The 25700-nt window shown below is 74.0% G+C and carries 22 protein-coding genes and 3 pseudogenes; 6 read left to right on the forward strand and 19 right to left on the reverse strand.

The annotated features are described in order from the left end of the window. Positions 1 to 262: 262 nt before the first annotated feature. From ACWDBB_RS23015 to ACWDBB_RS23075, 13 genes are all read right to left on the reverse strand, one after another. On the reverse strand, positions 263 to 1330 hold the full coding sequence (locus tag ACWDBB_RS23015; protein ID WP_449791392.1) for a glycosyltransferase family 9 protein: 1068 nt from the start codon (positions 1328 to 1330) through the stop codon (positions 263 to 265). Continuing rightward, positions 1315 to 2757, reverse strand: coding sequence for a D-glycero-beta-D-manno-heptose 1-phosphate adenylyltransferase (gene rfaE2 / locus ACWDBB_RS23020; RefSeq protein ID WP_449791393.1), 1443 nt, complete (start codon positions 2755 to 2757; stop codon positions 1315 to 1317). The genes ACWDBB_RS23015 and rfaE2 overlap by 16 nt, the downstream gene beginning before the upstream one ends. Further along, entirely contained in the window at positions 2754 to 3434 is a 681-nt protein-coding gene (locus ACWDBB_RS23025; protein ID WP_449791394.1) for a D-sedoheptulose-7-phosphate isomerase, read from the reverse strand. The genes rfaE2 and ACWDBB_RS23025 overlap by 4 nt, the downstream gene beginning before the upstream one ends. Beyond that, positions 3431 to 4669, reverse strand: coding sequence for a glycosyltransferase (locus ACWDBB_RS23030; protein ID WP_449791395.1), 1239 nt, complete (start codon positions 4667 to 4669; stop codon positions 3431 to 3433). Before ACWDBB_RS23030 ends, ACWDBB_RS23025 begins: the two co-directional genes overlap by 4 nt. After that, entirely contained in the window at positions 4666 to 5628 is a 963-nt protein-coding gene (locus ACWDBB_RS23035) for a glycosyltransferase (protein ID WP_449791396.1), read from the reverse strand. The genes ACWDBB_RS23030 and ACWDBB_RS23035 overlap by 4 nt, the downstream gene beginning before the upstream one ends. Continuing rightward, entirely contained in the window at positions 5625 to 6641 is a 1017-nt protein-coding gene (locus ACWDBB_RS23040; RefSeq protein ID WP_449791397.1) for a glycosyltransferase family 9 protein, read from the reverse strand. Before ACWDBB_RS23040 ends, ACWDBB_RS23035 begins: the two co-directional genes overlap by 4 nt. Next, positions 6638 to 7249, reverse strand: a complete 612-nt coding sequence (locus tag ACWDBB_RS23045) for a D-glycero-alpha-D-manno-heptose-1,7-bisphosphate 7-phosphatase (RefSeq protein ID WP_449791398.1) — start codon at positions 7247 to 7249, stop codon at positions 6638 to 6640. Before ACWDBB_RS23045 ends, ACWDBB_RS23040 begins: the two co-directional genes overlap by 4 nt. Then, positions 7249 to 8328, reverse strand: a complete 1080-nt coding sequence (locus ACWDBB_RS23050; RefSeq protein WP_449791399.1) for a glycosyltransferase family 2 protein — start codon at positions 8326 to 8328, stop codon at positions 7249 to 7251. The genes ACWDBB_RS23045 and ACWDBB_RS23050 overlap by 1 nt, the downstream gene beginning before the upstream one ends. Continuing rightward, positions 8325 to 9989 (reverse strand): carbamoyltransferase family protein, encoded by a 1665-nt coding sequence (locus ACWDBB_RS23055; RefSeq protein WP_449791400.1) that lies wholly within the window; start codon positions 9987 to 9989, stop codon positions 8325 to 8327. The genes ACWDBB_RS23050 and ACWDBB_RS23055 overlap by 4 nt, the downstream gene beginning before the upstream one ends. A 79-nt stretch (positions 9990 to 10068) precedes the next feature. Further along, positions 10069 to 11028: a UDP-glucuronic acid decarboxylase family protein gene (locus tag ACWDBB_RS23060; protein WP_449791401.1), complete on the reverse strand. Its 960-nt coding sequence runs from the start codon at positions 11026 to 11028 to the stop codon at positions 10069 to 10071. A 347-nt stretch (positions 11029 to 11375) separates the two neighbouring features. Then, positions 11376 to 12647: an MFS transporter gene (locus ACWDBB_RS23065; RefSeq protein ID WP_449791423.1), complete on the reverse strand. Its 1272-nt coding sequence runs from the start codon at positions 12645 to 12647 to the stop codon at positions 11376 to 11378. Between the two features lie 448 nt (positions 12648 to 13095). Beyond that, a complete protein-coding gene (locus tag ACWDBB_RS23070) occupies positions 13096 to 13647 on the reverse strand; it encodes a hypothetical protein (protein WP_449791402.1) in 552 nt (183 codons plus the stop codon). Positions 13648 to 13861: 214 nt separating this feature from the next. Beyond that, positions 13862 to 15055, reverse strand: a complete 1194-nt coding sequence (locus tag ACWDBB_RS23075) for a CapA family protein (RefSeq protein ID WP_449791403.1) — start codon at positions 15053 to 15055, stop codon at positions 13862 to 13864. Positions 15056 to 15670: 615 nt separating this feature from the next. Here ACWDBB_RS23075 and ACWDBB_RS23080 point away from each other — a divergent pair. Next, complete coding sequence (locus tag ACWDBB_RS23080; RefSeq protein ID WP_449791404.1) at positions 15671 to 16750, forward strand: hypothetical protein; 1080 nt, start codon at positions 15671 to 15673, stop codon at positions 16748 to 16750. A gap of 256 nt (positions 16751 to 17006) precedes the next feature. Here ACWDBB_RS23080 and ACWDBB_RS23085 read toward each other — a convergent pair whose 3' ends face one another. Together ACWDBB_RS23085 and ACWDBB_RS23090 are read right to left on the reverse strand one after the other, a co-directional pair. Next, on the reverse strand, positions 17007 to 17429 hold the full coding sequence (locus ACWDBB_RS23085; RefSeq protein ID WP_449791405.1) for a tautomerase family protein: 423 nt from the start codon (positions 17427 to 17429) through the stop codon (positions 17007 to 17009). A gap of 46 nt (positions 17430 to 17475) precedes the next feature. Beyond that, positions 17476 to 18177 (reverse strand): SDR family oxidoreductase, encoded by a 702-nt coding sequence (locus tag ACWDBB_RS23090; RefSeq protein WP_449791406.1) that lies wholly within the window; start codon positions 18175 to 18177, stop codon positions 17476 to 17478. Positions 18178 to 18292: 115 nt separating this feature from the next. On the opposite strand from ACWDBB_RS23090, the gene ACWDBB_RS23095 reads away from it, so the two are divergent. Together ACWDBB_RS23095 and ACWDBB_RS23100 are read left to right on the forward strand one after the other, a co-directional pair. After that, positions 18293 to 18871: a TetR/AcrR family transcriptional regulator gene (locus ACWDBB_RS23095; protein ID WP_449791407.1), complete on the forward strand. Its 579-nt coding sequence runs from the start codon at positions 18293 to 18295 to the stop codon at positions 18869 to 18871. A 137-nt stretch (positions 18872 to 19008) separates the two neighbouring features. Beyond that, positions 19009 to 20094, forward strand: a complete 1086-nt coding sequence (locus ACWDBB_RS23100) for an NAD(P)H-dependent flavin oxidoreductase (RefSeq protein WP_449791408.1) — start codon at positions 19009 to 19011, stop codon at positions 20092 to 20094. Positions 20095 to 20674: 580 nt separating this feature from the next. On the opposite strand, the gene ACWDBB_RS23105 is transcribed toward ACWDBB_RS23100, so the two are convergent. Next, positions 20675 to 21133, reverse strand: coding sequence for a winged helix-turn-helix transcriptional regulator (locus ACWDBB_RS23105; protein ID WP_449791409.1), 459 nt, complete (start codon positions 21131 to 21133; stop codon positions 20675 to 20677). A gap of 354 nt (positions 21134 to 21487) precedes the next feature. Here ACWDBB_RS23105 and ACWDBB_RS23110 point away from each other — a divergent pair, with 354 nt between their 5' ends. Next, the gene (locus ACWDBB_RS23110; RefSeq protein ID WP_449791410.1) at positions 21488 to 22573 is read left to right on the forward strand and encodes an alpha/beta fold hydrolase; all 1086 of its coding nucleotides are present in this window, start codon (positions 21488 to 21490) and stop codon (positions 22571 to 22573) included. A gap of 87 nt (positions 22574 to 22660) precedes the next feature. Continuing rightward, positions 22661 to 22869: pseudogene (locus tag ACWDBB_RS23115) on the forward strand (IS701 family transposase); the annotation flags it as partial. 191 nt (positions 22870 to 23060) lie between these two features. Here ACWDBB_RS23115 and ACWDBB_RS23120 read toward each other — a convergent pair. Then, on the reverse strand, positions 23061 to 23984 hold the full coding sequence (locus ACWDBB_RS23120) for a phosphotransferase family protein (RefSeq protein ID WP_449791411.1): 924 nt from the start codon (positions 23982 to 23984) through the stop codon (positions 23061 to 23063). 43 nt (positions 23985 to 24027) lie between these two features. Beyond that, a complete protein-coding gene (gene soxR, locus ACWDBB_RS23125) occupies positions 24028 to 24576 on the reverse strand; it encodes a redox-sensitive transcriptional activator SoxR (protein WP_449791424.1) in 549 nt (182 codons plus the stop codon). A 45-nt stretch (positions 24577 to 24621) separates the two neighbouring features. On the opposite strand from soxR, the pseudogene ACWDBB_RS23130 reads away from it, so the two are divergent. After that, positions 24622 to 24951, forward strand: a pseudogene (locus ACWDBB_RS23130) (transketolase); the annotation flags it as partial. Here the strand turns inward: ACWDBB_RS23130 and ACWDBB_RS23135 are convergent. After that, positions 24877 to 25059 (reverse strand): annotated as a pseudogene (locus ACWDBB_RS23135) (transposase); the annotation flags it as partial. The pseudogenes ACWDBB_RS23130 and ACWDBB_RS23135 overlap by 75 nt on opposite strands. Positions 25060 to 25700 lie beyond the last annotated feature (641 nt).

Raw genomic sequence — 25700 nt, forward strand, 5'->3', positions numbered from 1 at the left:
GGCGGGAATGACGGGAAACGCACCGCCCGCGTGGCGTGAGGACGGGGGCGCGGACCCCCGGATCGCACAGCCTTGGGGGCCGCGGCGCTGAAGGAGACCTTCGGCTGCGACGGCCAGCCCGCGTCCCAGCACACGGTCGACTTCGACGAGCTCGCCGAGTTCGGCGGCCTGCCCGACGCAGATGCGCTGGACCAACACCATGATCAAGACCCTGTCGCCCCAGCTGCTCACCAGCGTCTGATCCGCCGGGCTCCGGGGTGCGTCACCGGATCGTCCGGTCCCGGCGCCCCTCCGGTTCGAGTACGGCGGGCGGCAGCCCGTCGAGTGCGGTCAGGACGTCGACCGGGTGGACGGCCAGCAACCGAGGATCGGGTTCGTGGCCGCCGGCGTCGCCGGGGCGCGACCCACCGTCGGGTCCGCCCCGCCAGATGGCGATGTGGCGGGGCGAGGACGGCGGGCCCCAGAGGCGGGGAGCGACCGGACCGAACAGGGTGACGGACGGGGTGCCGAGGGCCGTCGCGAGGTGGGACAGGCCGGTGTCGCCGGCCACGACGGCGCGCGCTCCGGCGACCAGGGCGGCCAGGACGGGGAACGGGACGTCCCGCTCTCCGCCGAACACGGCCCCTTCCGGCAGCCCGGCGTCCCGGGCCACCCGGTGGGCGAGCGCCCCCTCGCCCGAGCCCGCAGTGATCACGACCGGCACGCCCGACGAGTGGACGGCTCGGGCGACGGCCGCGAACCGTTCGGCGGGCCAGCGTCGGCTGCCGGCGTCGGCTCCCGGATGCACGAGGACGGCGTGCGGGGCGGGCGAGGGCGACTCGGGGGCGGGAATCAGCAGGTCGGCCGGGTCCGCCGCGATGCCGTACCACTGCACCAGGCGGCACCAGCGCTCGCGTTCGTGCTCCTCCTCGTCCCACTGCGGACCGGCCAGTGCGGGCGGTCCGACGCGCCCGAAGCCCCACACCTGCCGTGGGCCGAGAGCCTGGAGCACGGCGTGGCTGGCGGGGCCGTTGCCGTGCAGGTCGACGGCGAGGTCGGGTGGCGGACCGGACCACGCCAGCCGGGAGGGGACCCCGCGCCCGGCGGCGGTGGTGCCGAGCAGCCGATCCACGCAGCCGGTTGCCAGGACGGCGCCGGAGAGCCGGGCGGGTGCGGCCAGCGTGATGTGGTGGTCGGGCAGGGCCCGACGCAGTCCGCGCAGGACGGGCACGCCGGTGAGCAGGTCGCCGAGGCCCAGGGCCCGGAGCACCAGGACCCGCGGACGGTGGGCGCCCTGCCGGGACGTACGCCGCCGGGGCACCGCCTGGCCGGGCGTCACCGCGCCGGCCACGGGCCGCCGCCCGTCGCGGCGGCTGCCCGCCGGGCGAGCGAGGTGGTCGAGTGTCCGTCGAGGTAGGGCAGTACGACGGCGTGGCCGCCCCAGCTGCGCAGGACGGCCCGTTCGGGCAGCGTCTCGGCTGTGTAGTCGCCGCCCTTGACCCACAGATGGGGCCGCAGCAGACCGAGCACGCGCTCGGGCGTGTCCTCGTCGAAGACCGCCACCGCGTCGACGCAGCCGAGGCCGGCCAGGACCCTGGCCCGGTCCTCCGCGGAGTTGATCGGACGCCCGCGGCCCTTGAGCCGCCGGACGGAGGCGTCCGAGTTGAGGCAGACGATCAGGCAGTCGCCGAGCCGCCGGGCGGATTCCAGGAGGGCCAGGTGTCCGGGATGCAGCAGGTCGAAGCAGCCTCCGGTGGCGACCACCGCGCCTCCGCGGGAGCGGACCGCACGGGCCAGCCGGGTCGCGTCGGGCGCGACCGGATCCTCGGTGGTGGAGGCCGGGGGCGTGTGCCGCCAGAGTGCGGGATCGCCCACGCCGCCGCGGGCGATGAAGTCCGTGGCGGCCGTGACCCCGCGCTGCACGGCCTCTTCGGGGAGGGCGCCGTCGGCGAGCGCGGTGGTCACGGTGGCGGCGAAGCAGTCCCCGGCTCCGCAGGTGTCGCCCGTCGCCTCGTACGGGGCGGGCAGCAGGATCGGGCTGTCGGGGCCGCGGCTGAGCAGTGCGCCGAGGGGGCCGAGGGTCACCGCGACTCCGGCGGCTCCCCAGCGCCGGGTGAGCAGGGCGGCTCGGCGGGTTTGCGAGGGAAGGTCCTCGCCGGGAGGCTCGTCGGGGGCGAGGGCGACCGTGAACAGACGGGCTTCGGCTGCGTTCGGGGTGGCCAGCCGGACACCGGGCACCGGTGGGCCGCCACGGGGGTGGGGGTCCCACACCACCGGGAGGTGGCCGGTCGCGGTGGCCAGTTCCGGCCGGAGCCGGTCGGCCGTCCGCAGGCCGTAGTCGGAGACCAGGACCGCCCCGGCGGCCGCGATCGCCTGTCGGGCGGTGTCTCCGGGCGCGCCGGGCACGCCGCCGCCCCGGTCGATCCGCACCAGTGGCCGTCCGCCGACGCGGACCCGGGTCTTGACCGGCAGGTCGCCGTCCAGCGGGAGTTCGACGAGGGTGACCCGGTCCGCGAGCAGGCGGCGCAGCTCGGTCGAGGCGTCGCCGTTCCCGACCGCGGTCACCAGGACGACCTCGCGGCCGCCGCCGGCCGCGAGCCAGGCGGCCAGCGCCGCACCGCCCGGCCGGTGCCGTTCGGCCGTCACGTCCACCACCGGCGCGGGCGCGTCGGGGGCGAGCCGGGTCGCGTCCCCGTCGATGTCGCAGTCGAGCAGGCTGTCGCCGACGACGACCAGCGGACGGCGTCGGTTCGTGACCCGGGTCTCGGCGGTGCTCATGCCGACTCCCTGGAGGGGCGTCCCCCGTCGCCGCCGGTGCGCGCGACGGTGGTGCGGGCCGGCAGCAGGTACGGCCGTGGGCGGGCCAGCGCCGCGTCGAAGGCCTCGCACACCAGGTGGAGGGCGATCAGGTGGACCTCCTGGACCGTGGCGGTCCGGTCGGCCGCGACGGCGAGGACCTCGTCGGCGGCGGCCGCGAGCGGGTTGGGTGCGGGGCCGGTCATCGCCCAGACGTCGAGACGGCCGCGCCGGGCCGCCTCGGTGGCGCGCACCAGGTTGGGACTGCGGCCGGAGGTCGACAGCAGCACCAGTACGTCGCCCGGTCGGCCGTGGGCGGCCACCTGGCGGGCGAACACCTCGTCGAAGCCGTAGTCGTTGCCGATGGCGGTGACGCTGGACGTCTCGGCGTGCAGCGCGATCGCGGAGAACGGGGGCCGCTCGGCCGCGTAACGGCCGACCAGCTCGGCGGTGAGGTGCTGGGCCTGGGCGGCGCTGCCGCCGTTGCCGGCCGCCAACAGCCTGCCGCCGGCGGGCAGTCGCCCGGCGAGGGCGGTGCCCCATGAGGTGAGCAGGGGCAGCTGGTCGGTCCGCAGTCGACGGACGGCCTCCTCCAGGGCGAGGCAGTGGCCGGTGGCCGGCCGCACGTCGGGCTGGCGGTCACGGGATCGGGGTGTCATCGCACGACTCCCGTCATCGGGTGGACGGTGGGGCGGGCCGTGGCGAGGACGTCGAGGTAGACCGCCTCGCTGCGGTCGGCGACGGCCCGCCAGGTGTAGTTGGCGAGCACCCGGCGGCGGCCGGCGGCCCCGTAGGCGGCGCGGACGGCGGGTGCGGCGAGTAGTCCGGCCACGGCAGCCGCGAGCTCCTCCGCCGAGCCGGGCGGTACCAGTCTCCCGGTGCGGCGGTCGGCGACGGTGTCGAGGTGCCCGCCGACGGCGCTGGCCACGACCGGGACACCGCAGGCCATGGCCTCCAGCGGTACGATGCCGAACGGCTCGTACCGGGCCGGGCAGACCACGACGTCGCTGTCGCGCAGCAGTCGGGGCATCCGCTCGCGGGGTACGGCGCCGAGCAGGGTGAGGCGGTCGGCGACGCCCAGTTCCCCGGCGAGAGCCCGCAGTCGGCGGGCCTCCGGGTCGGCGGGCAGCCGGTCGGCCGGGGGGCCGCCGGCGACCAGCAGGTGGACGCCGGGCAACCGGGTGAGCGCTGCCACGGCGGCGTCCGTGCCCTTGCGAGGGACGAGCCGGCCGACGGTGAGCAGCCGCGGCGGCCCTGCGGGCGGGCGGTGCAGGGCGGGGCCGAACCGGTCCGGGTCGACGCCGCAGGGCGCCACCCGGATCCGATCGGGTGGCAGGCCCATCAGGAGCAACTCCCGCACCTCGTCCCGGCAGGTGGCGATGACGGCGGCGGCCGACAGACCGACGGCGGTCTCGGCCTCGATCCGGTCGGGCGGGCTGGTGTCGGCCGACCCCTGGTACCGGCGCTTGACCGTGCCGAGCGCGTGGTAGGTGTGGACCACCGGCAGGCCGCGGTCTCGGGCGCCGCGCAGCGCGGCCAGGCCCGACATCCAGAAGTGCGAGTGCACCACGTCGGGCGGGTCGCTGTTCCAGTGCTCCGCCAGACGGTCGCCGAATTCCGCTATGTGGGGCAGCAGTTCGTCCTTGGGCAGGGCGTGGGCCGGGCCTGCGGGGACGTGGTGGACGGTCACTCCGGGCCGCAGGCGCACGTGTGCCGGCAGGGTGGGCGAATCACGCCGGGTGTGGACGGTGATCCGGTGGCCCCGGTCGGCGAGCGCGTCGGCGAGGGCGGCGACGTGGACGTTCTGACCGCCGGCGTCGACTCCGCCCAACTCCGCCAGCGGGCTCGCGTGTTCGGAGACCAGGGCGATGTGCAGAGGGGGTGTCGTGGTCATCGGGTCAGCTCCTCGATCAGGTGTTCCCAGTCGTTCAGGAAGCGCTTGAGGCCGTAGCGTTCGAGTGCCGCCCGGCGGGCCCGTCGACCGTCCGCATCGGCGGCGGCCGGATCGCGAAGGTAGTGGCGGGTCGCCTCGGCGAGCGCTTCCGGCCGGGTGCAGAGCACTCCGGCACCGGGCGGTACGGCCCGCACCACCTCGGTGGTGGCGAGTGCCACCACCGGCATGCCGAGGTGCATCGCCTCCAGCAGCGACAGTCCCAGCGACGTCCACCGGACGGGGTGCAGATAGGCGCGGCGACGGGCGAGTTCGGTGTGCAGGCGGGCCTGCGGCAGCTCGTACGTCCGGCAGCGTTCTTCGGGGAGGCCCAGGTGCCCGGCCAGGCCGTCGGTGCGCATGCCGAACACATCGAGCGGGGCGGCGGCCGAGAGCATCGGCAACAGGTCGCAGCCGACGGTGCGCCCGCGCCGGACGGGCTCGTTGACCACCACGGCGGCTCGCTCCAGCTCGCCGGTGTACCGGTGGCCGGGGTCGACGATCCCGTGCTCCACGACGGTGGCCGGGGCCCGGCCGTTGTCCCAGAACAGGCGGTTGAAGTGGGTCACGTGGACGATCGGCACCCGGGCCTGGTCGGCGAGCGGATGGCGGGTGTCGGGCACGTTCCCGTGCGGGCTGTTGTGCTCCAGGTACAGGGCCGGCACGTCCCGTCCGGGCCGGCGTCCGAGCCAGCGCTCGGCGAGGTCCTGTTCGTGGGGCCGTTGGAGGACCACCAGGTCGACGTCGGCGCGGCGGAGCTCGTCCGGGGAGAGCTCGACGGCCGAGGAGGGCCAGTCGAAGGTCAGGGCCCGCCCGAGCCCGTCCGGCCCCCGCCCCGGGAGGACCGGGACGAGGTAGCGGTGCGGTCCCTGGACGAACGCCGTCGTCCAGGATCCGTGGACGTGCCACAGCAGGATGTTCACGGGGCCTCCTCGGCGCGGCGCAGCAGATCATCGACGGCGCGGACGATCTCGGGCCCGGTCAGCGAGTCCAGACAGGGGTGGCCCGGAACCGGGCAGGTCCGGGCGCGGGTGCCGGCACAAGGGGCGTCCTGGTGCCCGAGCAGCATGTGCGGCACCCCGTGGGGGCGCCATCGCTCGGCCGGGACGACGGGAGCGAACAGGCAGACGACCGGCGTGCCGACGGCCGCCGCGAGGTGGGCGGGACCGGTGTTCCCGACGACCACGGCGTCGGCTCCCCGGAGCACTCCGGCCAGCTCGCCGAAGTCGGTGCGCCCGCCGAGGTCCAGAGCGTACGGGCCCGCCACCTCCGCGGTGAGTTCCTTGTCGCCCGGGCCACCGGTGACCACCACCCGGTGCCCCGCCGCGCTCAGGGCCCGGACCACGGCGGCGGCGGTGGCCGGGCCGGGAGCCCGGGCCGGGACGGCAGCACCGGGGTGGACCACCACGTACCGGCCGGGGCCGGTCAGCGTACCCGTGTCGGTGGCCCGCCGGATGCGCAGCCGGCCGTCGTCCCCGGGCGGGAGGGCGAACCCGGCCGCTTCGGCGAGGTCGAGCGCGGCCAGGGCCTCGTGCCGACCCTCCGCGCGCCGGTGCCGCAGGTCGAGCAGCATCCCCGGGTAGTCCTCGCCGTCGGCCGCGATGCCCCGCACGCCCGCGAGCCGCAGCACCAGGGCGGTGGGCAGCGGGCTCTGGTGGAAGGAGGCCAGTACCAGGGCCCGGTCGAAGCGGTGCGCGGCGAGGTCCGCGACCACCGTTTCGATGTCGTCGGCGCGGACCGGCGGCGGGTCGAATCCCACCCAGGGGGCGTCCCAGACCAGGATCCGGTCGACCCCGGGCAGCAGCTGGGCCGCCGGCAGGCCCCTCGGCCCGCAGAGCAGGGTCACCTCCTGCGAGCCGTGGGCCGCCGCGCGCACCGCGGGCCCGGCGAGCAGTACGTCGCCGGCGCTGTCCAGCCGCACCACCAGTGTCCTCATGACGGGCGCCCGGTGAGCGGTCCGAGCAGGAGCCGGACGGCGCAGACGAGGTCGGCCGCCCGTTCGTGGGCCGCGGCGATCTCCTCCGGTCGGGTGACCGGGCTGGGAACCAGCACGCCGCGGGCTCCGGCGGCCCGGGCGGCCTCCACGTCGGAGCCGATGTCCCCGATCACCGCGACCCGCGCCGGCGGGACGCCGAGCGCCTCGCACGCGGCGAGCACCAGCCCGGGCGAGGGCTTGCGGCATCCGCAGCCGTCCGACGGTCCGTGCGGACAGACCGCCCAGACCTCGAAGGGTCCGAGCAGCTCCTCGACCCTGGCCCGTACCGCGTCGTGGCGGGCACGGTCGAGCAGGCCGCGGGCGACGCCCGACTGGTTGCTGACCACGCCGACGGCCACACCGGCCGTCCGGAGCAGCGCCAGCGCGGGCCGCGCGCCGGGAACGGGCCGGACCAGGCCGGGGTCGCCGTTGTACGGCACGTCCTCGACCAGGGTGCCGTCGCGGTCGAAGAGCACCGCCGCCGGTGCCCCGGGCAGCTGTGGGGCGGGCCGTCCCGTGTTCGGACCGGCGTACAGCCAAGGGCCGGAGGCCGGGGTGACGAGGGCCATCACGTCGTACTCCTTGCTCCGCCCGGTTGCCGGGCCGCGGACGGAACGGGGGGCGCCCCGCCGGAGGGCCGACGTACCGCGGGCCCGCTCGCCGGGGAGTGCGTACGGCGCTCGGCCCCGCGGTGGCGCACCAGGCCGCGCACCCAGTGGTAGCAGGCGGCCGGCGGGATCGCGACGCTGGTGGCGAGCATGGCCGCGACCTCGTCGGCCGTCCGCGGACCCGGCGCGATGCGGGCGAGCGCGAACTCGCCGGTGCCCAGCAGCCACGCGCCGCCGAGCAGCGCCGCTTCCCGGTGGCGGCCTGCCAGGACGCAGACCACGGCCCCCGCCGCTGCCGCGGTGACGGCGAGGTGCCGGGGCAGCCGGCCCCGCGGAGCGTCGGCGCGTCGCCACCAGCCCCGGCCGTGCAGACGGGTCATCAGCACGTCGTCGCCGTTGCCCGCCTGGAGGCGCAGGGAGGTCCACGGGTCCGCGGGGCGCACCGGATGGGTGGTGGTCCGCCGCCCGCGCTCCAGCCGCCACCCGGCGTCGAGGACCCGCAGCGCCAGATCGGCGTCCTCGCGGAACGCCCGGCGGAAACGTTCGTCGAAGCCGTCGACCTGCTCCAGGGCCTCGCGCCGGTACGCCATGTCCGCGGTGATCCACGCGGCCCCGGCGAGGCCGGCCGTGGCCCGCTCCCAGTCGGTGGGGCGGCGGTCGGCCGGAAGCGGCACGACGATCCGGCCCTGGACGCCACCCGTCCGCTCGTCCGCGGCGGCGAGATCGGCGGCGAGGTCACTCGCCCAGGTCGGGCCGGGCACGGTGTCGTCGTCGAGGAACGCCACCCAGGGTTCGGTCGTCACCCGCCAGCCGGCGTTGCGCGCGGCTGCGGGACCGTTGCCGCCGCCGGCGACGGTCACGACGCGGTCGCGCAGGATCTCGGGGACGGAGGCGTCCAGTGGCGGGGGACCGGGGCGCGGCCGGTCGTCGACCAGGACCACTCGCTCGGGCGCGGGCCCTTCGGCCGCGGCCAGCGCGGTCAGGCAGGCGGCGAGGCTCGGCCGTCCGAGCGTGGGGATGACCACGGCGTAGCGCGTCACGGCCGCACCTCCCCGGTGCCGGCGAACATCGACGCCCGCCGGACGGCGAACGGCCCGAGCGCCAGCAGGTCGACGGGCGAGGAGCCGAAGCACTCCAGGGCGTCGCGGGGGCTGTCGACCATCGGGCGACCCGCCGTGTTGAGGCTGGTGTTGACGACCACCGGCAGGCCGGTGAGCAGTTCGAACTCCTCCAGCATGCGGGCGGTGGACGGGTCGTCGTCGGCGTCGACGGTCTGGATCCGCGCCGTGCCGTCCACGTGGACGACCGCGGGGATGCGTTCGCGCCACTCGTCGGCCACCCGGTGCACGAAGAGCATGTACGGGCTGGGCAGCGGCCCCTCGAAGATCTTGGCCGCGCGGTCGGCCAGGACCATCGGCGCGACCGGCCGGAACTGCTCGCGGCCCTTGACGTCGTTCAGCCGCTCCAGATTGGCGGCGTGTCCGGGGTGTGCGAGCAGCGAGCGGTGCCCGAGGGCCCGCGGCCCGAACTCGGACCGGCCCTGGTACCAGGCGACGATGCCGTTCTCGGCGAGCACCCGGGCGGCCTCGGCGGCGATCGAGGCCGGGCGTTCGTACGGTACTCGGGCCCGGTTCAGCCACGCCTCCAATTCGGTGTCCGGCCAGGAACGGCCCAGGTCCGCGCCGGGCATCGGTGCGGGTTCGTCGCCGTGGACGGCCGCCAGGTACAGGGCCGCGCCGAGCGCGGTGCCCGCGTCCCCGGCCGCGGGCTGCACCCAGACCCGGTCGAACGGCCCCTCCTGGGCGATCCGGGAGTTGGCCACGCAGTTGAGTGCCACGCCCCCGGCCATGGTGAGCAACCGGTCCCCGGTGCGCCCGTGCAGCCAGCGCGCCAGGTCGAGCAGGACATCCTCCAGCACCCGTTGTGCGGAGCAGGCGAGGTCGGCGTGGAGCGGTGTCCAGTCGCCGCCCGGCGGCAGCGCCGGCGCGAACTCCTCCCACGGCACGGCGGTGGCCCGGAAGCCGCCGTCCCCGGTCGGGTGGACGTGGCGGCGCAGCGCCTCCGCCATCCGCGGCCGGCCGTAGGACGCCATCGCCATGACCTTGTACTCGTCGCTGGAGCGCAGGAAGCCCAGGTGCTGGGTCAGCTCTTCGTACACCAGACCGAGCGAATGGGGCAGCTCCTGTCCGGCCAGTGGTTCCAGTCGATTGCCCCGTCGCCGGGCGGCCAGGTGCGAGGTCGCCTCGCCGCGCCCGTCGAGGACCAGCACGGAGCACGTGTCGGCTTCCCCGTCGGCCGCGAACGCGCACGAGGCCGCGTGCGCCACGTGGTGCGGTACGAAACGCACCTGCTCCGGGTGCAGGCCGGGCAGCGCCTCGGCGAGGAACGAGGGGGCCACCCGGGCGTAGTGCTGCCGCAGCTCGTCCCACGGGTCGTCGAGGCCCAGCGCGTCGGCCGGCCGGGCGAGGGCCGGGTCGTACGCGTAGGCGACGAAGTCGAGGTCGGCCGGCTGCAGGCCGGCTCGGGCGAGGCACCAGCGGGCGGCCTGTTCGGGGAGTTCCCAGGCGGAGAAGGGCAGTGGTCGTTTGCCGTGCTTGCGTCTGGAGAAGCGTTCCTCCTCGGCGGCGCACACCGTACGGCCATCGATGACCAGGGCCGCTGAGGGGTCGTGGAACAAGGCGTTGATACCGAGTAGGCGCATGCTTCCTCTTTCGGGCGGGGCCGTTCCCGCCGGGCCCCTCCTGCCCGGGCCTGCGGGATGGGACCTCGGACGGTCCGCGTCAGGCCTCGGGGTGCTCGCGGAACCAGGCGATCGTCCTCAGCAGCCCCTCCCGCACCGGGGTCCGCGGCTCCCAGCGCAGCTTGCCGCGGGCCAGGGTGATGTCGGGCCGGCGGACGGCCGGGTCGTCGATCGGGCGCTCGATGAACTCGATGGGGGAGCGGGAGCCCGTGAGCTCGATGACCAGTTCGGCCAGTGCCAGCACGGACATCTCGGCGTCGTTGCCGAGGTTGACCGGTCCGGACAGTTCGGACTCGGCCATGGCCACGATGCCCTCGACGGTGTCGTCGACGTACGTGAGCGAGCGCGTCTGGCTGCCGTCGCCGCTGACGGTGAGCGGTTCACCGGCCAGCGCCTGCCGGATGAACGTCGGCACGGCCCGGCCGTCGTGGGACCGCATGCGGGGACCGTAGGTGTTGAACAGCCGCACGATCGCGGTGTTCACGTCGTCCGCCCGGCCTTCCGCGGTGGTCAGCGCTTCCGCGAAGCGCTTCGCCTCGTCGTACACGCTGCGCGGGCCGATCGGGTTGACGTTGCCCCAGTAGCTCTCGCTCTGCGGGTGCTGGAGCGGGTCGCCGTACACCTCGGACGTGGACGCGAGCAGGAAGCGCGCTCCGTGCCGCCGGGCGAGCTCCAGTCCGTTGCGCGTGCCCAGGCTCCCGGTCTCCAGGGTGTGCACCGGCAGCCGCAGGTAGTCGGCGGGGGAGGCGGGGGACGCGAGGTGGAAGACCATGTCGGTGGGCTGTGCGATGTCCAGGCCGTCGGCGACATCGGCGCGGTGCACGACGAAGCCGGGCCGGTCCAGCAGGTGCGCCACGTTGGCCGGTGATCCGGTGCAGTAGTCGTCGACGCAGGTGACGGCATGGCCCCGGGCCAGCAGCGCCGTGCAAAGGTGCGAGCCGACGAAGCCGGCCCCGCCGGTCACCACGGTGTGTTTGCCGCTCGTTCGCACAGAGTTCATGGCGTGTCCATCCTCAATCGGGGACGTGGCAGCACGAACAGCATCTGTGGCTGCCGAGGAGGACGCGACCGGGGCCCGCGGTCGCCCGTGCGGAATGACGGTGCCCGCGCCCGCGCCGCGCGGCGAAACGGCCGCAGCGGCGGCGCGGGGGCGGGCCGCCACCCGGGTGATCCTGGCTGGAAGGGCCGACCCTCCGGGGGAGCGGTGGGGCAGGGCCCGTCCGGTCGGCGCGTCCGGTCGGCGCGCTGCCGGCGCTTTTCGGCGCGGTCAGTGGCACCCCGGGGTCCGGCGGCGACCTCGCGCCGGCCGCTGAGCCATGCCGGTCCGGTGGGCCGGCCCCCGCGGGATCAGGCGGGTGCCGACGCCACCCGGGGCAGGGCCGACGGCCGGCGCGCCAGGACGCCCCCGGCGACGGCGACCGCGACCACCAGGCCGCCCGTCAGCAACGCCGTCCGGGCTCCCAGCACCTGGATCAGCAGGCCGAGCAGCGGCGGGCCGCCGAGTGCCCACCCGGTGCTGATGCTGCGCCACGCACCGAGCACCCGGCCGCGCAGATGCGCGGGCGGGTCGGTCTGGAGAAGGGTGGAGACGGCGGTGTCGGAGAGCGACTCCAGGACCGCCATCGGCAGGACCAGCAGGAGCAGCGGGAGCAACGACGGTGCCAGCGCGGCGGTGGCCTGGAGCAGCGCACCGCTCGCCGTCACCCACGCCACCAACCGGACGGTGGGTCGGCGCAGCCGGCCGGCCAGGACCGCTCCGGCCGCACCACCGACCGCGAGTACGGCCGACACCGTGCCGTACGCCCCCGGACCGGCGTGCAAGGAGCCGGTGACGAGCGAGGCCAGTGTCAGCTGGTAGTTCCGGCCGAGGAGGGAACTCAGCGCGCACATGGCGGCGAGCGCCACCAGGCGGGGACGGCCGAAGAAGTAGCCGATGCCGTCACGCACGCCCCTGCCGCCTCGGGTCCGGCCGTCCGCCTCGTGGCCGGGGCTCGGGGCGTCCTGGTCGTCGGCCGCGCCGGGGAAGGGCCGCAGGAAGGGGATCGCGGTCGCGACGAGGGCGAAGGAGACGCCGTTGACCGCGTAGGCGACGACGGGGCCGAGCGGAGCGAAGGTGAGGCCGGCCAGGGCGACGCCGCCCAGACGGCCGACACTGTGGGCGACCGAGCCGACCGCGATCGCGGACGGCACGTCCTCCCGCGGGACCAGGTCGTTGCCGAGCAGCGCGCAGGCCGGACCGTCCACGGTGGCGACCAGGCCGGTGAGCAGCCCGAGCACCAGCAGCAGCGGCACGTTCAGCACACCGACCGCCAGCAGCACAGCGGTGGCGACGGCGATGGCGGCCAGGGCCGCCTGGCTCACCGCGGCCGTCACCTTCCGTGGCCAGCTGTCGACCACCGCGCCGCCGACCAGTCCGAGCAGCAGCGCGGGCGCTGCCTGCACGGCCAGGGAGAGACCCGTGACGGCCGCCGAGCCGGTCAGCTGCAGGACCAGGAGGTTCTGCACGGTCAGCTGCATCCAGGTGCCCGCGTTCGACAGGAGATTCGCCACCGTCCACCAGCGCATCGAACGGTGACGCAGCGAGCGCCAGGGCGCACGGTCGTTCCGGGGCGTCGGCAGGCCGGCGGCCGACGCCGATGCCGGGTCGGCCGCCTGGGCCGGTGAGGCGGATGTCCGCTGGTGGGGAGGGCATGCGGCCGGGGTCGGGTGGGCGGCGGGGGACGCGGGCGTGTTGGAATGCACGGTTCTCTGGGGGTCGGACGGGCAGGATCGGCCCCCGTCCGGCACGGCGTGGTCCCGCGAGCGGCACGGAGAACCGGGGCGGCCGTGGACGGTCGCTCCGAAGCGCGGCACGGGACGCCGCGTCGCCCATTGTCGGCAGCCTTCGCGTCAGAGGGAAGGGAAGGAGCCCCGTCGGCGACGAACACACCGTCAGTCCTCTTGCCAGGGCTGCCCTTGCGGTCGGGGTGGCCTTGCTCACACCGTCGTTGGTCGCTCTCCGTGACCTCCTGCTGTCCGGGCGGGGATGTCCGGGCGGGGACGGCCGGGCGTGAGCGGCGTGGTGCCGTCAGGCCTGCAGCAGCATGGCGACGGCCCGCCCCTGCCCGTCGCGGCAGGTGATCACGTTCAGCCCCTCCGGGTCGACGCGCAGGGCGAGGACGGGTCCGTCGGGCTCCAGCTGCCAGCCCTCGGAATGCTTCACGGCTCCGCAGGCGGCCCGTCCGTCCGGGCTCGCCTCCTGCTCCCGGTCTCCTGCCTCGGCGAAGTCCTGAGCGAACCGTACGGCGGACTGGTTGTCGGCCAGCGCGTGGACCAGGAGGACTCCGGAGCAGGTGTCGAGGAAGTCGACGTCCTCGTCCGCATCGACGGGGTAGGCGTCGTCCAGGCGCAGCAGGGCCGCCGTGATCCCGGGCTCGTCCGGGTCGGCGTCGAGGATCAGGTACGCCACCAACCGTGGGACCTCGAAGGCGTAGCCGTCGTTGCCCTGCGGGTCACCGACGTGCAGGGTCGCGCCGGCGGGAACGCGCAGCTCCGCTCGGCGCACCGGCCATGGCGCGGCGGGGTCGAGGCCGGCGTCGAGTGCCGGAAGCGCGGCGAACAGATCGGGCAGGACGTTCACGATCACTCCTTCGTCTGGTGTCCGACCAAGGACGGTGACCGGCAACGAATGGTTCCCGACGCCGTGACGGCCCACGAGCTGCCGGTACGGGGCGGAGCTGACCAGGGGACTCCTCCCGGGCGCGGGTCGAGGCGGGGCACCGGCACACGGCCCCGGTGAGGTTCGCACGGGGGCCATGCGGACGGGGTGGCCGGGCCGGTGCCTGAACGGCGGCTCAGGAGGCCATGGTCAGCCCTGCCGCGCCGCCGCCGCGGCTCAGCACGACCGACCGGATGTGGTCCAGGGCCTGGGCGTAGTCGGCTCGGCCCGGTTCGCGGCGGACGGCCTCGGTCAGGTCGAGGACCCTGTAGGGCGGACCGAGGTCCGTCAGCTGGGGGAGGAACTCGGCCTTGGTGACGGTCCAGCGCTGCCCGGGCGCGGCCGGCGGAGAGAAGGTGAACCGGGCGATCGAGCTCCAGTTCCCCCGCGGGTCCTCCGCGCCGGTGGGGTTGAACATGTGTCCGGCGAGCTGGTCGCCCAGGCCGTAGACGATCCAGGTGTCGTTGATCTTCTCGTAGGCCTGCGGGATGTGGGCGTGGGTTCCGAGGACCAGATCGATGTCCGGCCGACCGGGGCTCCGCCCGGCGGCCAGGTCGCGGGCGAGGGCGAGCTGCTGCTCGTCCGGGGTGTCCTGCCACTCGGTGCCCCAGTGGACACTGACCACCACGATGTCCGCCCCCTGTTCCCGGGCGGCCCTGGCGTCGGCGAGGATCCGCTCCCGGTCGATGAGGTTGACCGCCCAGGGGCGGTCCTTCGGCAGCGGGATGCCGTTGGTTCCGTAGGTGTAGGCGAGTTGGGCCACCGTGGCGCCACCTGCCGTGACCAGTGCGGGGCGGCCGGCCTCGTCGGCGCTGCGGGCGGATCCGGTGTGCTTCAGACCGACGGCGTCCATGGCGTCGAGCGTGCGCCGGATGCCGTCGGGCCCGTCGTCGAGGGTGTGGTTCGAGGCCGTGTCGCAGGAGGTGTAGCCGGTGTCCTTGAGCGCCCGGGCCACCTGCGGGGGCGACTTGAACGACGGGTAGCCGGTGAAGGGCCCGCCGTCGGCGCCGTACACCGTCTCCATGTGGCAGATGGCCAGGTCGGCGGCGCCGACGACCGGCTCGACTCCGGCGAGCATCCGGGTGAAGTCGTAGCCGTTGCCCCCGGCGTCCTCCCGGGCCTGCCGGATGATCTCGGTGTGTGGCAGCACGTCCCCGGTCGCGACCAGTGTGAACGCCCGTGGCCCCGGCGGGGTCGGCGCGGCCGTGGTGCCGGGATCCCGCGGCGGCGACGGCACGGCCTGCCGGGCCTGCGGTGCCCCGCACCCCGCGAGGGCGAGCAGGAGGGCGCCGGCGGTGGTGAGGATCTCTCGGCGCGGGAATCGCATCATCGGCTCATCTCATGATCGACAGGTGTGACGGTCCGACTATGCGAGCCGTCGACCGGCCGACGCGGAACCCGCGCCCTGGGATCACCCGACGGGGCCAGCCGCCCCGCGCGACGGCGCCGCGGCCGCACGACGCGGCGCCCGGGAGGACCGGCTCCCGCGACCGGTCCAGCCCGACGGTGTCGAAGCGGGCGGCGGTCTCGGTGCCGACCGGCCTCATGCTGCGGCGTTCCCCTGTTTGCCGGACGCCGGCGTCGGCCTGCCCGGCCTGCCCGCCTGCACGGCTGAAGGCGGGCGGGCGGGTCGACCGGGGCCGGCTGGTGAGGCCGTCGGGCGTCATGCGCTTGTCGGCGCGTTGCTGCGGGGTCTCGTCCTTGCTGCCGAGGGCGGTGAAGCTCTCGCCGGTGGGCGCGTGGACGCCTCGTCCGGCGGTGCGCGTGGCGCGGCGAGGAGGCGGCGCGGTTTCGTGCGCTGGGGGGCGTCCGCCAGTGCGCGCAGCGGCAACCTCCGCGACCACGACGGACGAGACTCCTCACTCGAACGGTCCGTGTGGAACGTCGAACGCCCCGTACGGAACGTCGGACGTCGCAGGTAAACGGCAGGGAGGTCGTTGTGTCCTTGGTTCGTCAGCGTATGGTCCGCGGCTGGCGCGCGGTGCTGGCCGCGTTCGCCGGGGTGGTCCTGGTACTGGCCGGCACGCCCGGTCCGGCGCAGGCCGCGGAGACGGAGTGGATCAGTCTCGACGGAAATCAGTCACGGGTGCTGTCGGCGGTGTACTCGGTGACGATCAGCGGTGCCACGTACGACGTCGCCCGGGGCACGGACAACAACATCTGGTTCCGCTACAACGGTGGGAGCTGGCACCCGCTCGGCGGAAACAACGCCTCCCGGACCACGTCGCCGCCGCGCATCGTCGAGTTCCCTCCGGGGCGCGCGATGGTCGTCATCCGAGGCACGGACGGGGAGATCTGGTATAGCCAGGCGAACAACGGGTCCCTGAACTTCTGGACGGACTGGGTGCGGCTCCCGGCCGGTGCCAACGCGATCGGCAGCCCGATCCTCACCATCAGCTCGGCCACCCGGGACCTCATGATCGAGGCACCGAACGCCTACCGGCGCATCAACACCACGTTCCTGAGGAACTACAACGGAACACTGACGTCCAGCGGCTGGCGGGTGGACTCGCACGCGCTCCTCGGCACCAACGCCACGGACATCGAGGGTGACAGCCAGATCGCCGTCTACGGCACCGAGTACTACCGATCGGTGCTGCGCAGCTTCTTCACGGGAACCGACCACCACGTGTGGCGCGAGACGACGGATCCCACGACCGGCGCGGTCCTGGATCTGTCCGAGGTGAACGGCGGTGGCGAGTGCGCCAGCGGCGTGGGGGCGGCGCGACTCGGGAACCAGTCCACCGTGGTCGGCCCCGGTCAGCCGGGCTACGCCGAGCAGCAGCGCGTCATGATCTCCTGCATCGGAAACGACGGATACGTGTGGGAGACCACGTCGAGCGACGGCGGCCGCACCTTCGACGGCTGGCGCCGCCCGGCCGGTTCTCTGGCCCCGTCGGCCTCGACACCGGCGGTGTACCCGACGCCCCTGGGGAACGCCTCGTGGACGATCACGATCAGGTGGAACGGCGCCAGGAGCGGCCTGTTCCCCGACAACGCGGCGGTCTCGAAGCGCATCTGGTAGATCTTGCCGGAAGTCCTGCGGAAGCACGGCCGGAAGCCCTTCCGGCCGTGCTTCCCGCTGTGCGGTGGATGCTCCCGGCGACCGCCGACGAGTGGCGCACGGGTGTACCGGTGAACCGCGCGGCGGTGGTCGGCCGTCGGATAGCTCTGTGATCGACCGCCAACACCCTTTCAGGTCCGCAGCGTGGAGGGTGCGCGCGCGGCGCTTCCGGGGCCGGGGGCCGACAGCGCCGCCGACCCCGGCCGTATCGAGGTGATCAGTACGGGCTCGGGCGGTTCTCCCGAGCCCAGTGCTGCTCGGCCTCGCTCGCCGGCGAGGGCGGGGCCATGCCGTCGATCATCCAGAGGTCCCGCGGCGTCTCGTCGATGTGGAATTCGCAGTACAGCCCGCGGTCCTTGGTGTGCGGCGCGAGGAGTGCGGCGAGCGCCTCCCGGGTGCGCCCGCGCATGTCCGGGTCGCTGGTGTGCCGGGCGATGTGCTCGACGACGATGCGTACGGCGTCCGGCGTGGGCTCGCCGCCCACGTAGAACGAGTCCGCGTCGATCTCGTGGAAGAGCACCACGACGTAGAACTTCGGCAGCCCGAAGCGGGTGTACAACCCGGTGATGTCGTCGGCGAGTTGCTTCTTCTGCGGCGGGGTGTAGGTGCCGGGAGGGTGGTAGACGTGCCAGAGCGGCATGGTTCTCCTCGGTGCGGTGGGGTGCGGCTTCGGACGTGCTGGCGGTTCAGCGGCGGATGGCGATGGCGAGGCCTTCCACCGGTCCGGACAGCGCGGCCTTGATCGCGCGGGTGGCGTCGTCGACGAGGATCTCGCTCTCCCCGCGCTCGACGCCGTCCAGGACGATGCGGGCGACGTCGGCGACCGAGATCTTCTCGACCGGGATGGCGGCGACCATGTCGGTGTCCGCGAAGCCCAGGTGCACGCCGACGACCTGGGTGCCCTGGGCGGCGAGTTCGAGGCGCAGGGAGTTCGTCAGCGACCACAGGGCGGCCTTGGACGCGCCGTACGCGCCGGCTCCGGCCCCCCAGGACAGCAGGGAGTGCATGTCGACGAGGGCGCCTCCGCCGCGGGCGGCGAGCACCGGCGCGAACGCCCGGGCGATCCGCAGCGGGCCGAAGACGTTGGTCTCGAACGTCTCCCGGACCAGCCGCAGGTCCGCGGTGAGCAGCGGCCCCGGGTGCAGGACGCCGGCGTTGTTGAAGACGAGGTCGACGTCTGCTGCGCGCTCGGCCAGGGCGGCGACGGAGACGTCGTCGGTGACGTCCAGGGGGAGGGCCTCGACCCGCTCGTCCGGGCTCGGGGCGGGCTTGCGGGCGGTGGCGTAGACCTTCTTGGCCCCGCGCCGGAGCAGTTCCTCGACGAATGCCTTGCCGATACCGCGCCGGCCTCCGGTGACCAGTGCGACAGAGCCTTCGATCACGGTCATGTGCGTTCTCCTCGCTCTAGGATGGCGTTTAGATTATTACCATCATCTATATGGTCGCGGAAGTAGGATCCTCAAGAGCTCCAGAAGGCTCAGGACGAAGAAGGGACCGCCGACCATGCCCCGCGTGTCACGAGCCGAGGCCCAACAGCACCGGCAGCAGGTGATCGACCACACCTCCCGGCTGATCCGGGAGAAGGGCGCCGACGGGGTCAGCGTCCCCCAGGCCATGGCCGCCGCCGGGCTCACCCATGGCGGCTTCTACCGCCACTTCTCCTCGAAGGACGACCTCGTCGTCCAGGCCCTCCAGGCAGCCTTCACCGAGCGCCGCGAAGCCATGGACCGGGTCTCCGAGGCCGCTCCCTCCGACCGGGCCGGCCGGTCCGAGTTCCTGACGCGCTACCTCTCCGACCTTCATCGCGACACCCCCGCCGGCGGCTGCGCCGCCGCCGCCCTGGCCGCCGACGCCGCCCGCGCCGAACCCGGCGCCCCGATCCGCACGGCCTTCACGGCGGGCCTGCTCGATCTCGTCGACGGCTTCCAGCAGCTCGGCGGCGACGCGGACGACCGCGGCACCGCCCTCGCCGAACTGTCCACCCTGGTCGGCGCCATCCTCCTCGCCCGCGCGAGCGACGACCCGGGCCTCTCCCAGGAGATCCTCACCGCCGCCCGCCGACACCTGGACGCCCCGGACTGAAGGGCAGATGGTTTGCTTTTCCAACCCTCCAGGCCTCTGGTAAGTTCGATTTTCCAACCCGATGCTCCGGTCGGTTGGCTCCCCGGCCCCCAGGTGGCGTGCCTGCCGTCACGAGGGGCCCGAACGAAGGAGTGGACATGTCCGTCGGCCGAGTGTCGACCCGTACCCGCATCACCGAGCTCCTCGGCATCGACCACCCGATCGTGCAAGGGCCGTTCGGTGGCGGCTACTCCACCGTCCGCCTGGCCGCCGCCGTGTCCAACGGCGGCGGCCTGGGCTCCTACGGCGCCCACGTCCTCGCCCCTTCGGACATCGCGGCCACCGTGGCGGAGATCAAGGCCCGCACCGCGCGCCCGTTCGCGGTGAACCTCTGGATACCGCAGCCCGGCGAACGCGAACTGGCCATGACCGAGTCCGAGTTCGCCACCCACCTCGGGCGGCTCCGTCCGTACCTCGACCGGCTCGGCCTGCCCGACCCGCAGTTCCCCGCGTCGTTCGGCCAGGACTTCGAGCAGCAGGTGGACGCGCTGCTGGAGGCCCGGCCGCCGGTCTTCAGCTTCGTCATGGGCATCCCGCCCGGGAACGTCCTGGCCGAGGCCCGGCGGCGCGGCATCGTCACCCTCGGTACGGCGACGACCGTCGACGAGGCGGTCGCGCTCGACGAGGCGGGGGTCGATGCCGTCGTGGCCTCCGGGGCGGATGCCGGGGGCCACCGAGGGGCGTTCCTGCGGCCGGTGGAGGAGTCCCTGGTCGGGACGTTCTCCCTCGTCCCGCAGGTCGTGGACGCCGTCTCGGTACCGGTCGTCGCCGCCGGCGGGATCGCCGACGGCCGCGGGATCACTGCCGCACTGGCACTCGGCGCCGACGCCGTCCAGATCGGCACCGGATTCCTCGCCACCGACGAGTCCGGCGCGAGCCCCGTCCACAAGCGGGCCCTGCACAGCCCGCAAGCCCGCGTCACCGTGCTGACCAGCGCCGTCTCCGGCCGCCAGGCCCGGACCATCGCCAACCGGTTCGTGCGGGACATGGCCCTGCACGAGGGCGACCTTCCGCCGTATCCGGTCCAGGGTGCACTCACCGAGCCCATCCGCCGCGCGGCCGTCGAACGGGGGCTCCCCGACTACCTCAACCTCTGGGCCGGGCAGGCCGCACCGCTCACTCGACCGCGCACGGCCCAGGAATACCTCGCCGCCCTCGTCGAGGAAATCCGGCCCCGCGTGTAACGGCACGTTCCCTCCCGTGCGGCCCCCGCGCGGCCACCCTCTCTCATCACACGGGACGGACCCCGTGCTGTCTTCGACGTCGGCCACCACTCCGACCGCCACGGAAACCGCCGCAGTCGACGAGTGGTTGGCGGACCTGGAGTTCCTGGTGACCGCGGACCCGGAACGGGTCATCGCGCTGCTCGATGTGGTGTCGAGTCCGGCGGCACGGGTGGGGGCCGCGGTGTACGGGTGTCGGCGGAGCTGCATCGTACGGCCGGTGCGGGCGTGCGGCGGCAGTTGCTGGCGCTGGACGCAGCCCGGTACGGGGAGCGGGAGTTGTCCGCGCGGATCGCCGCGGTCGTGGGGGAGGGCGAGCCCGCCGGGCGGTGGAGCGTCGAGTGGTCCAGCGGCTCCCCGCTCGACCCGCGGTGCGGGCCGACCCCGAACGGCTACCTGGGTCAGACGACGGTGATAGCGACGTCGGTCGTGGACGGTCGCACCCTGGCTGTCACGGGCCGTTACGGCGGGGCGGTGGCGGTACGGGATCCGGTGACCGGCCGGCAGGTCGGCGCCTGTCCGACCGGGCCCGGCTCTTGGATCATTCCGGCCCGGCGGCGGTCCAGCCGGGGGTTGTGAAGCGCGGGGTGAGGGAGTGGCTCTCCACCTCCGTGCCGCAGGCGCGGCAGACGACGGCCGGGTCGAGTGTTGCGCCGCAGGAGTGCTCGAAGACGGTCGGCGGCACGTCGTTGAGGTGGCGGTCGCCCCAGCGCAGCAGCATCAGCAGCACGGGGCGCAGTTCCTCGCCGGCCGGGGTCGGGCGGTACTCGTACCGGGGCGGGCGGTCGTTGTACTGGACCTTCTCCAGTACTCCGGCGTCCACCAGGCGGCGCAGCCGGGTGGTGAGGATGTCACGTGGCGCCCTGATGTTGCGGGCGATGCCGTCGAAGCGGTGCACCCCGAAGAAGACCTCACGCAGGACCAGAAGCGAGTACTTCTCCCCGACCACTGCGAGCGCGTCGGCGATCGAGCAGGGGCGGGGGGTTGCGGCTGTGGTCATGTCGTTCATTGTAAGGATCTCGGTTGGCTTTTCCAACCCGCTCTCCTATAGTGAGTCTGGTTTTCCAACTCGCTGGTGGAGGTGGTGGGCACGGACGGGCTGATGGTCAGTGTCCATGCCGCACAGCGGCCGGGCGGGGCCGAGAGCATCGCCGCCGTGAACGACTTCACCTCCGGCCTGCACAGCCCTGCTCGTCACCGGCATGGCTTGGCTGCTCAGCGCCGCGGCCGTCGTACTTTCCCGACCGATGACCACCTTCGCCCATGCCCTGCACCAGCGCGGCGCCCGCTGTGCCCCGCAGGCGATGTGCGAGGCCGACGGCCTCGCCAACGCCACCATCCTGGAGGTACTCACGTGAACGACCCCAGCACCCGGACCACCTTCACACGTGCCGGCGTCACCCTGACCGAGGGCACCGCCGCCGGCAACGGTCACTCGATCTCCTACCTCGCAGCCGGTCCGGAGGACGGTCCGATGCTCGTCTTCGTCCACGGCTGGCCGGCCCACGGCCGCACCTGGAAGCACCAACTGACCGCCTTCGCCGCGCTCGGTTTCCGCGTGATCGCGCCCGACCTGCGCGGCTACGGAAGCTCGACCGTGCACCAGCGGCGAGACGCGTACGCCCAGGAACACCTCGTGGGCGACATGGTGGCCCTACTCGACCGGCTCGGCCGCGAACAGGCCGTCTGGATCGGACACGACTGGGGCAGCGCAACCGTCTGGGGCCTCGCCGCTCACCATCCCGAGCGCTGCGCGGCCGTGGCCAGCATCTGCGTCCCGTACCGCACGCTCGAACGGGGGGTGCCGGCTCTTCTCGAACACGTCAACCGCTCGATCTATCCGCCGGACATCCACCCGTACGCCCAGTTCGACTACATGCACTACTACGCGTCCGAGGCGGAGCGAGCCGTGCAGGTCCTCGACGCACGGCCGGCCAACAGCGTGAGGGCCTTCTTCCGCGGGGGCGTTCCGGCCGTTCACGGCAAGCCGGGACCGACCTCGGAGATCACCCGCAACGGGGGATGGTTCGCAGGCGCGGACGCGGTCCCGGACCTCCCGCCCGACACCGGCGTCCTGGACGAGGAACTGCTCGCGGACCTGACGTCCTCGCTGACCGGAACGGGATTCGGGGCCTCGATCGCCTACTACCTCAACGACGAAGCCAACCGCGCCTACAGCGACACCTCGCTGAACGGCGGACGGCTGGACATGCCGGTCCTGTTCCTCGAAGCGTTCTACGACCAGGTCGCCGACACGTCCGTGTCCCGGCTCGCGGAGCCCATGCGGCGCTACTGCACCGACCTCACCGAGGAATCCATCGAGGCGGGCCACTGGGCCCAGCTCGAACAGCCCACCGCCGTCAACGCCGCGCTCGCTCGCTGGCTTGCCACAAAGACCCCGAGCCTGTGGCCCCAGCCGACCCACCCGCCCAGGACCTGACACCACGTCGGCGATCGCAGCCGCTGGGCCGGGCCACGCCGCCGTCGACCGGCGCCCTGCCACATGACTCCCGGACCCACCCTGAACGAGCTGATCGCCGTCGCGGGCGCCCGATGGGCGATCGAGGAGTGCTTCCAGACCGCCAAGGGCCAGTGCGGCCTGGACGACTGCCAGGTCCGCCGCTACCCCGGCTGGTATTGGCACATCACTCTCGCCAGGCGGCCCACGCCTACCTCACCGTCCTGCGCGCCCAGCAACTCGAAAAGGGGTCGGAGCCGCTCGAACGCCAGACCTGATATCGCTCACCGTCCCCGAGATCCGCCGGTTGATCACCGGCCTCACCCGGCCCGTCCGCCGCAGCATCGCCCACGTCCTGCACTGGTCCCACTGGCGCCGCCGACGCCAACACCAGGCCCGCACCAGCCACTACACGACGAGGCCACAGCCCAGGGGCTGAAGCCTCGTCACCCTAACCGCCGTTGCAGTACTAGGCCGTTCCGAACCACTCCTCGGCGAGGGCGTCCAGCGTTCGCGCCGAGGGATTCAACTCCCGTAGGTACCACGGCAGATCGCTGTACAAGTGGAGCAGGGTGTACGCCATCAGCAGCCGGGGCTCGAAGCGGCGGCCGTAGGCGTCCAGCAGCCGGCCGAGCAGGTGCGGGTCGGCCCGGGTGGTGAAGAGCCCGACGGCGACCAGGTCGTAGGCCGGGTCGCCGATCATCGCGGGCTCGAAGTCGACCAGGCCGGTCAGGCGCCAGCCGTCGGCCGGGTCGGTGAGCAGGTGCTCGCGCATGAACTCGGTGTGCAGCAGGGCGCGTTCGGGGGCGGCGGGGAGCGGGGCGGCGGCGAGGAAGTCCGGGATCTGCTCCAGCCAGTCCTCCGTCAACCCGCGGTCGCGCTGGCGGGCGACCGCGCCCGCCCGTTGGCCGGTCAGGAAGTCCGGCCAGTCACCGGGGCCGAGGGTGTCGGCGAGCGGCCCCGGGTCGAGGGCGTGCAGTGCGGCGAGCGCCTCGCCGCACTCGCGGGCGATCCGCTCGCGGTCGGCCCGCGGGATGCGCGGCCAGGCCGGGGCGAGGCCCTTGCCCGGCAGCCGGGACATCAGGACGTGCCGCCAGCCGTTGACGTACTCGCCGGCCGCGTGGACGGACGGGGTGGGGACGGGCAGTGCGCCGTCCAGCCGCGAGAGCACGCGTTCCTCGACGATGCCGTCCCGGGCACTGGCGGCCGGGAATAGCTTCAGCACGAGCGCGTCGCCGACCGCGTAGACCGGGACGGAGCCCTCCGCGAAGCGTTCCAGGGGTAGGCCCCCGACGCCCAGCCGGGCGCAGAGCGCCTCGGCGCCGGGGCGCATCACCGTCTCGTCAGGGACGACCGCGTCCCACTCCTCGTCCGTCAGCACCAAGGGCAGCACGGGTCCACCGTAGGCAGGCGAACGGGCTTGGCGCAAAGGCCTTTCAGCGCTCTTCCCGGCGGGTCCCGCAGGTCTCCACGTCCGACGGGACCGGCTCGGGACCGGTGTCCGGGTCGCGGGTGAGCGGATAGCGGGCCTCCGGGTCGGCCGCGCCGGCGCGGTCGGCGGCGTTGTATAGGGCGCAGCGGGACAGTGAGAGGCAGCCGATGCAGCCGGTGAGCTTGGCCTTGAGCCGCTGGAGTTCGGCGATCTGCTCGTCGATCCGGTCCTGCCAGGACTCGGCCACCCGGTCCCACTCGGTGCGGCTGGGGGCCGGGCGGTCGGGGAGGCGGTCGAGGGCGACCTTCGCCTCGTCCAGCGAGAGGCCGACCCGCTGGGCGGCGCGGACGAAGGCGATCCGGCGCAGTGTGCCGCGGGTGTAGCGGCGCTGGCCGCCGGTGGTGCGGTGGCGTGGATCAGGCCGAGGCTCTCGTAGTGCAGCGCGGAGGCGGCGAGGCCGCTGCAGTCGGCGAGTTGGCCGATGGTGAGCGGATCGCTGTGGTGAGGTCCGGGGGCGCGGCGGCCGTCTGGGAGGGCGGTCATGGGCACCCATCGCAGCCGCTGCCTCGAGTCGACTTGAAGTTGCACGATCGGGGGCATGACGACGAACCCGACGGCCGAGGCCGGGACCGGCACCCGTTTCGAGGACCTGCCCGCCCTGATGGGCCTGATGACCGGCGACGAGAAGCACGGCCCCGCCGCCACCTCCACCCTGGTCGCGCTCTGGGTGCTCTACGACCGGGTGCTGCGGGTGGCCCCGGAGACCGCCGACGCGCAGGACCGCGACCGCTTCCTGCTCTCCAAGGGCCACGGCCCGATGGCGTACTACGCCGTGCTGGCGGCCAAGGGGGGGGTAGGCCGTCGGCCAGGGACCGAACTCGGAAGGCATCTTCCGCCACTGGGCGCTGCAGCGGAACCGCCAGGTCACGCCCTCGAACTGCTCCCGAAGCCGCTCGGGGTGCGGTCCGAACCTCCCGATCGGCAGATAGGAATCGATCAACTTCCGCTGCTTGTCCGTCAGTTGCCTGCGCGTCACGACCAACCGTTCTACCGGGCTCTGCTCTCAGGTGAGGGCAGAACCCGAAGACTGATCGCAACCTCACACAGCTAAGGCCGCCGGCCACCTGCGCGCGAACAGCCCCGCGCCCCGGTCCGCGCCCAAGCCCGTCCGGCCCGCCGTCGAGGCCGAACGCCCCTCCCGCGGGGTGGCTGCCCGTCTGCGGTCCGTCCTCGCCCGGCCGTTCCGCACCGGCCCCGACACCGGGCATTCCGCCACCGCGCCCGCCCCAGGCCCTTCCGCCGTCAAGCGGCTCTGACCCCGGAGTTCTCCCCTGCCCTCCCACCACCACCTGCCGACCGCCCTCACCGGGGTCTCCGAGCGAATCCGCAGTGCCCGCAGCAGCCTCGACGCCCTGCATCGGCCCGCCACCCTGGCCACCGCTCCCGCACACATCGAGGCGCTGCGCCACACGCACCTGGACATCGTCCTGCTGGCCGCCGACCTCACTGCGACCCGCGCTGTCGGCGAGACGCCGCATCCGGCCGTCACCGGGCTGGGGAGGATGGGGCGATGGGGAAGGCGAGGGGCTGGTCCAGGCGTCACGTCCGGCGTGTTTGAGGATTCAATTGCATGGTCCACAACTCCCGATCCCTGGCAGGACACTGGCCGGATCCGGA

The organism is Kitasatospora sp. NPDC001095 (assembly GCF_053598615.1).

Bases quoted from the DNA above. Each gene is read 5' to 3' on its own strand.
- ACWDBB_RS23105 (WP_449791409.1), bottom strand. From the start codon at position 21,133: ATGACCACAGCCGCAACCCCCCGCCCCTGCTCGATCGCCGACGCGCTC.
- ACWDBB_RS23090 (WP_449791406.1), bottom strand. From the start codon at position 18,177: ATGACCGTGATCGAAGGCTCTGTCGCACTGGTCACCGGAGGCCGGCGC.
- rfaE2 (WP_449791393.1), bottom strand. From the start codon at position 2,757: ATGAGCACCGCCGAGACCCGGGTCACGAACCGACGCCGTCCGCTGGTC.
- ACWDBB_RS23095 (WP_449791407.1), top strand. From the start codon at position 18,293: ATGCCCCGCGTGTCACGAGCCGAGGCCCAACAGCACCGGCAGCAGGTG.
- ACWDBB_RS23060 (WP_449791401.1), bottom strand. From the start codon at position 11,028: ATGAACTCTGTGCGAACGAGCGGCAAACACACCGTGGTGACCGGCGGG.
- ACWDBB_RS23055 (WP_449791400.1), bottom strand. From the start codon at position 9,989: ATGCGCCTACTCGGTATCAACGCCTTGTTCCACGACCCCTCAGCGGCC.
- ACWDBB_RS23045 (WP_449791398.1), bottom strand. From the start codon at position 7,249: ATGGCCCTCGTCACCCCGGCCTCCGGCCCTTGGCTGTACGCCGGTCCG.
- ACWDBB_RS23100 (WP_449791408.1), top strand. From the start codon at position 19,009: ATGTCCGTCGGCCGAGTGTCGACCCGTACCCGCATCACCGAGCTCCTC.
- ACWDBB_RS23075 (WP_449791403.1), bottom strand. From the start codon at position 15,055: ATGATGCGATTCCCGCGCCGAGAGATCCTCACCACCGCCGGCGCCCTC.
- ACWDBB_RS23040 (WP_449791397.1), bottom strand. From the start codon at position 6,641: ATGAGGACACTGGTGGTGCGGCTGGACAGCGCCGGCGACGTACTGCTC.
- ACWDBB_RS23085 (WP_449791405.1), bottom strand. From the start codon at position 17,429: ATGCCGCTCTGGCACGTCTACCACCCTCCCGGCACCTACACCCCGCCG.
- soxR (WP_449791424.1), bottom strand. From the start codon at position 24,576: ATGGGTGCCCATGACCGCCCTCCCAGACGGCCGCCGCGCCCCCGGACC.
- ACWDBB_RS23025 (WP_449791394.1), bottom strand. From the start codon at position 3,434: ATGACACCCCGATCCCGTGACCGCCAGCCCGACGTGCGGCCGGCCACC.
- ACWDBB_RS23030 (WP_449791395.1), bottom strand. From the start codon at position 4,669: ATGACCACGACACCCCCTCTGCACATCGCCCTGGTCTCCGAACACGCG.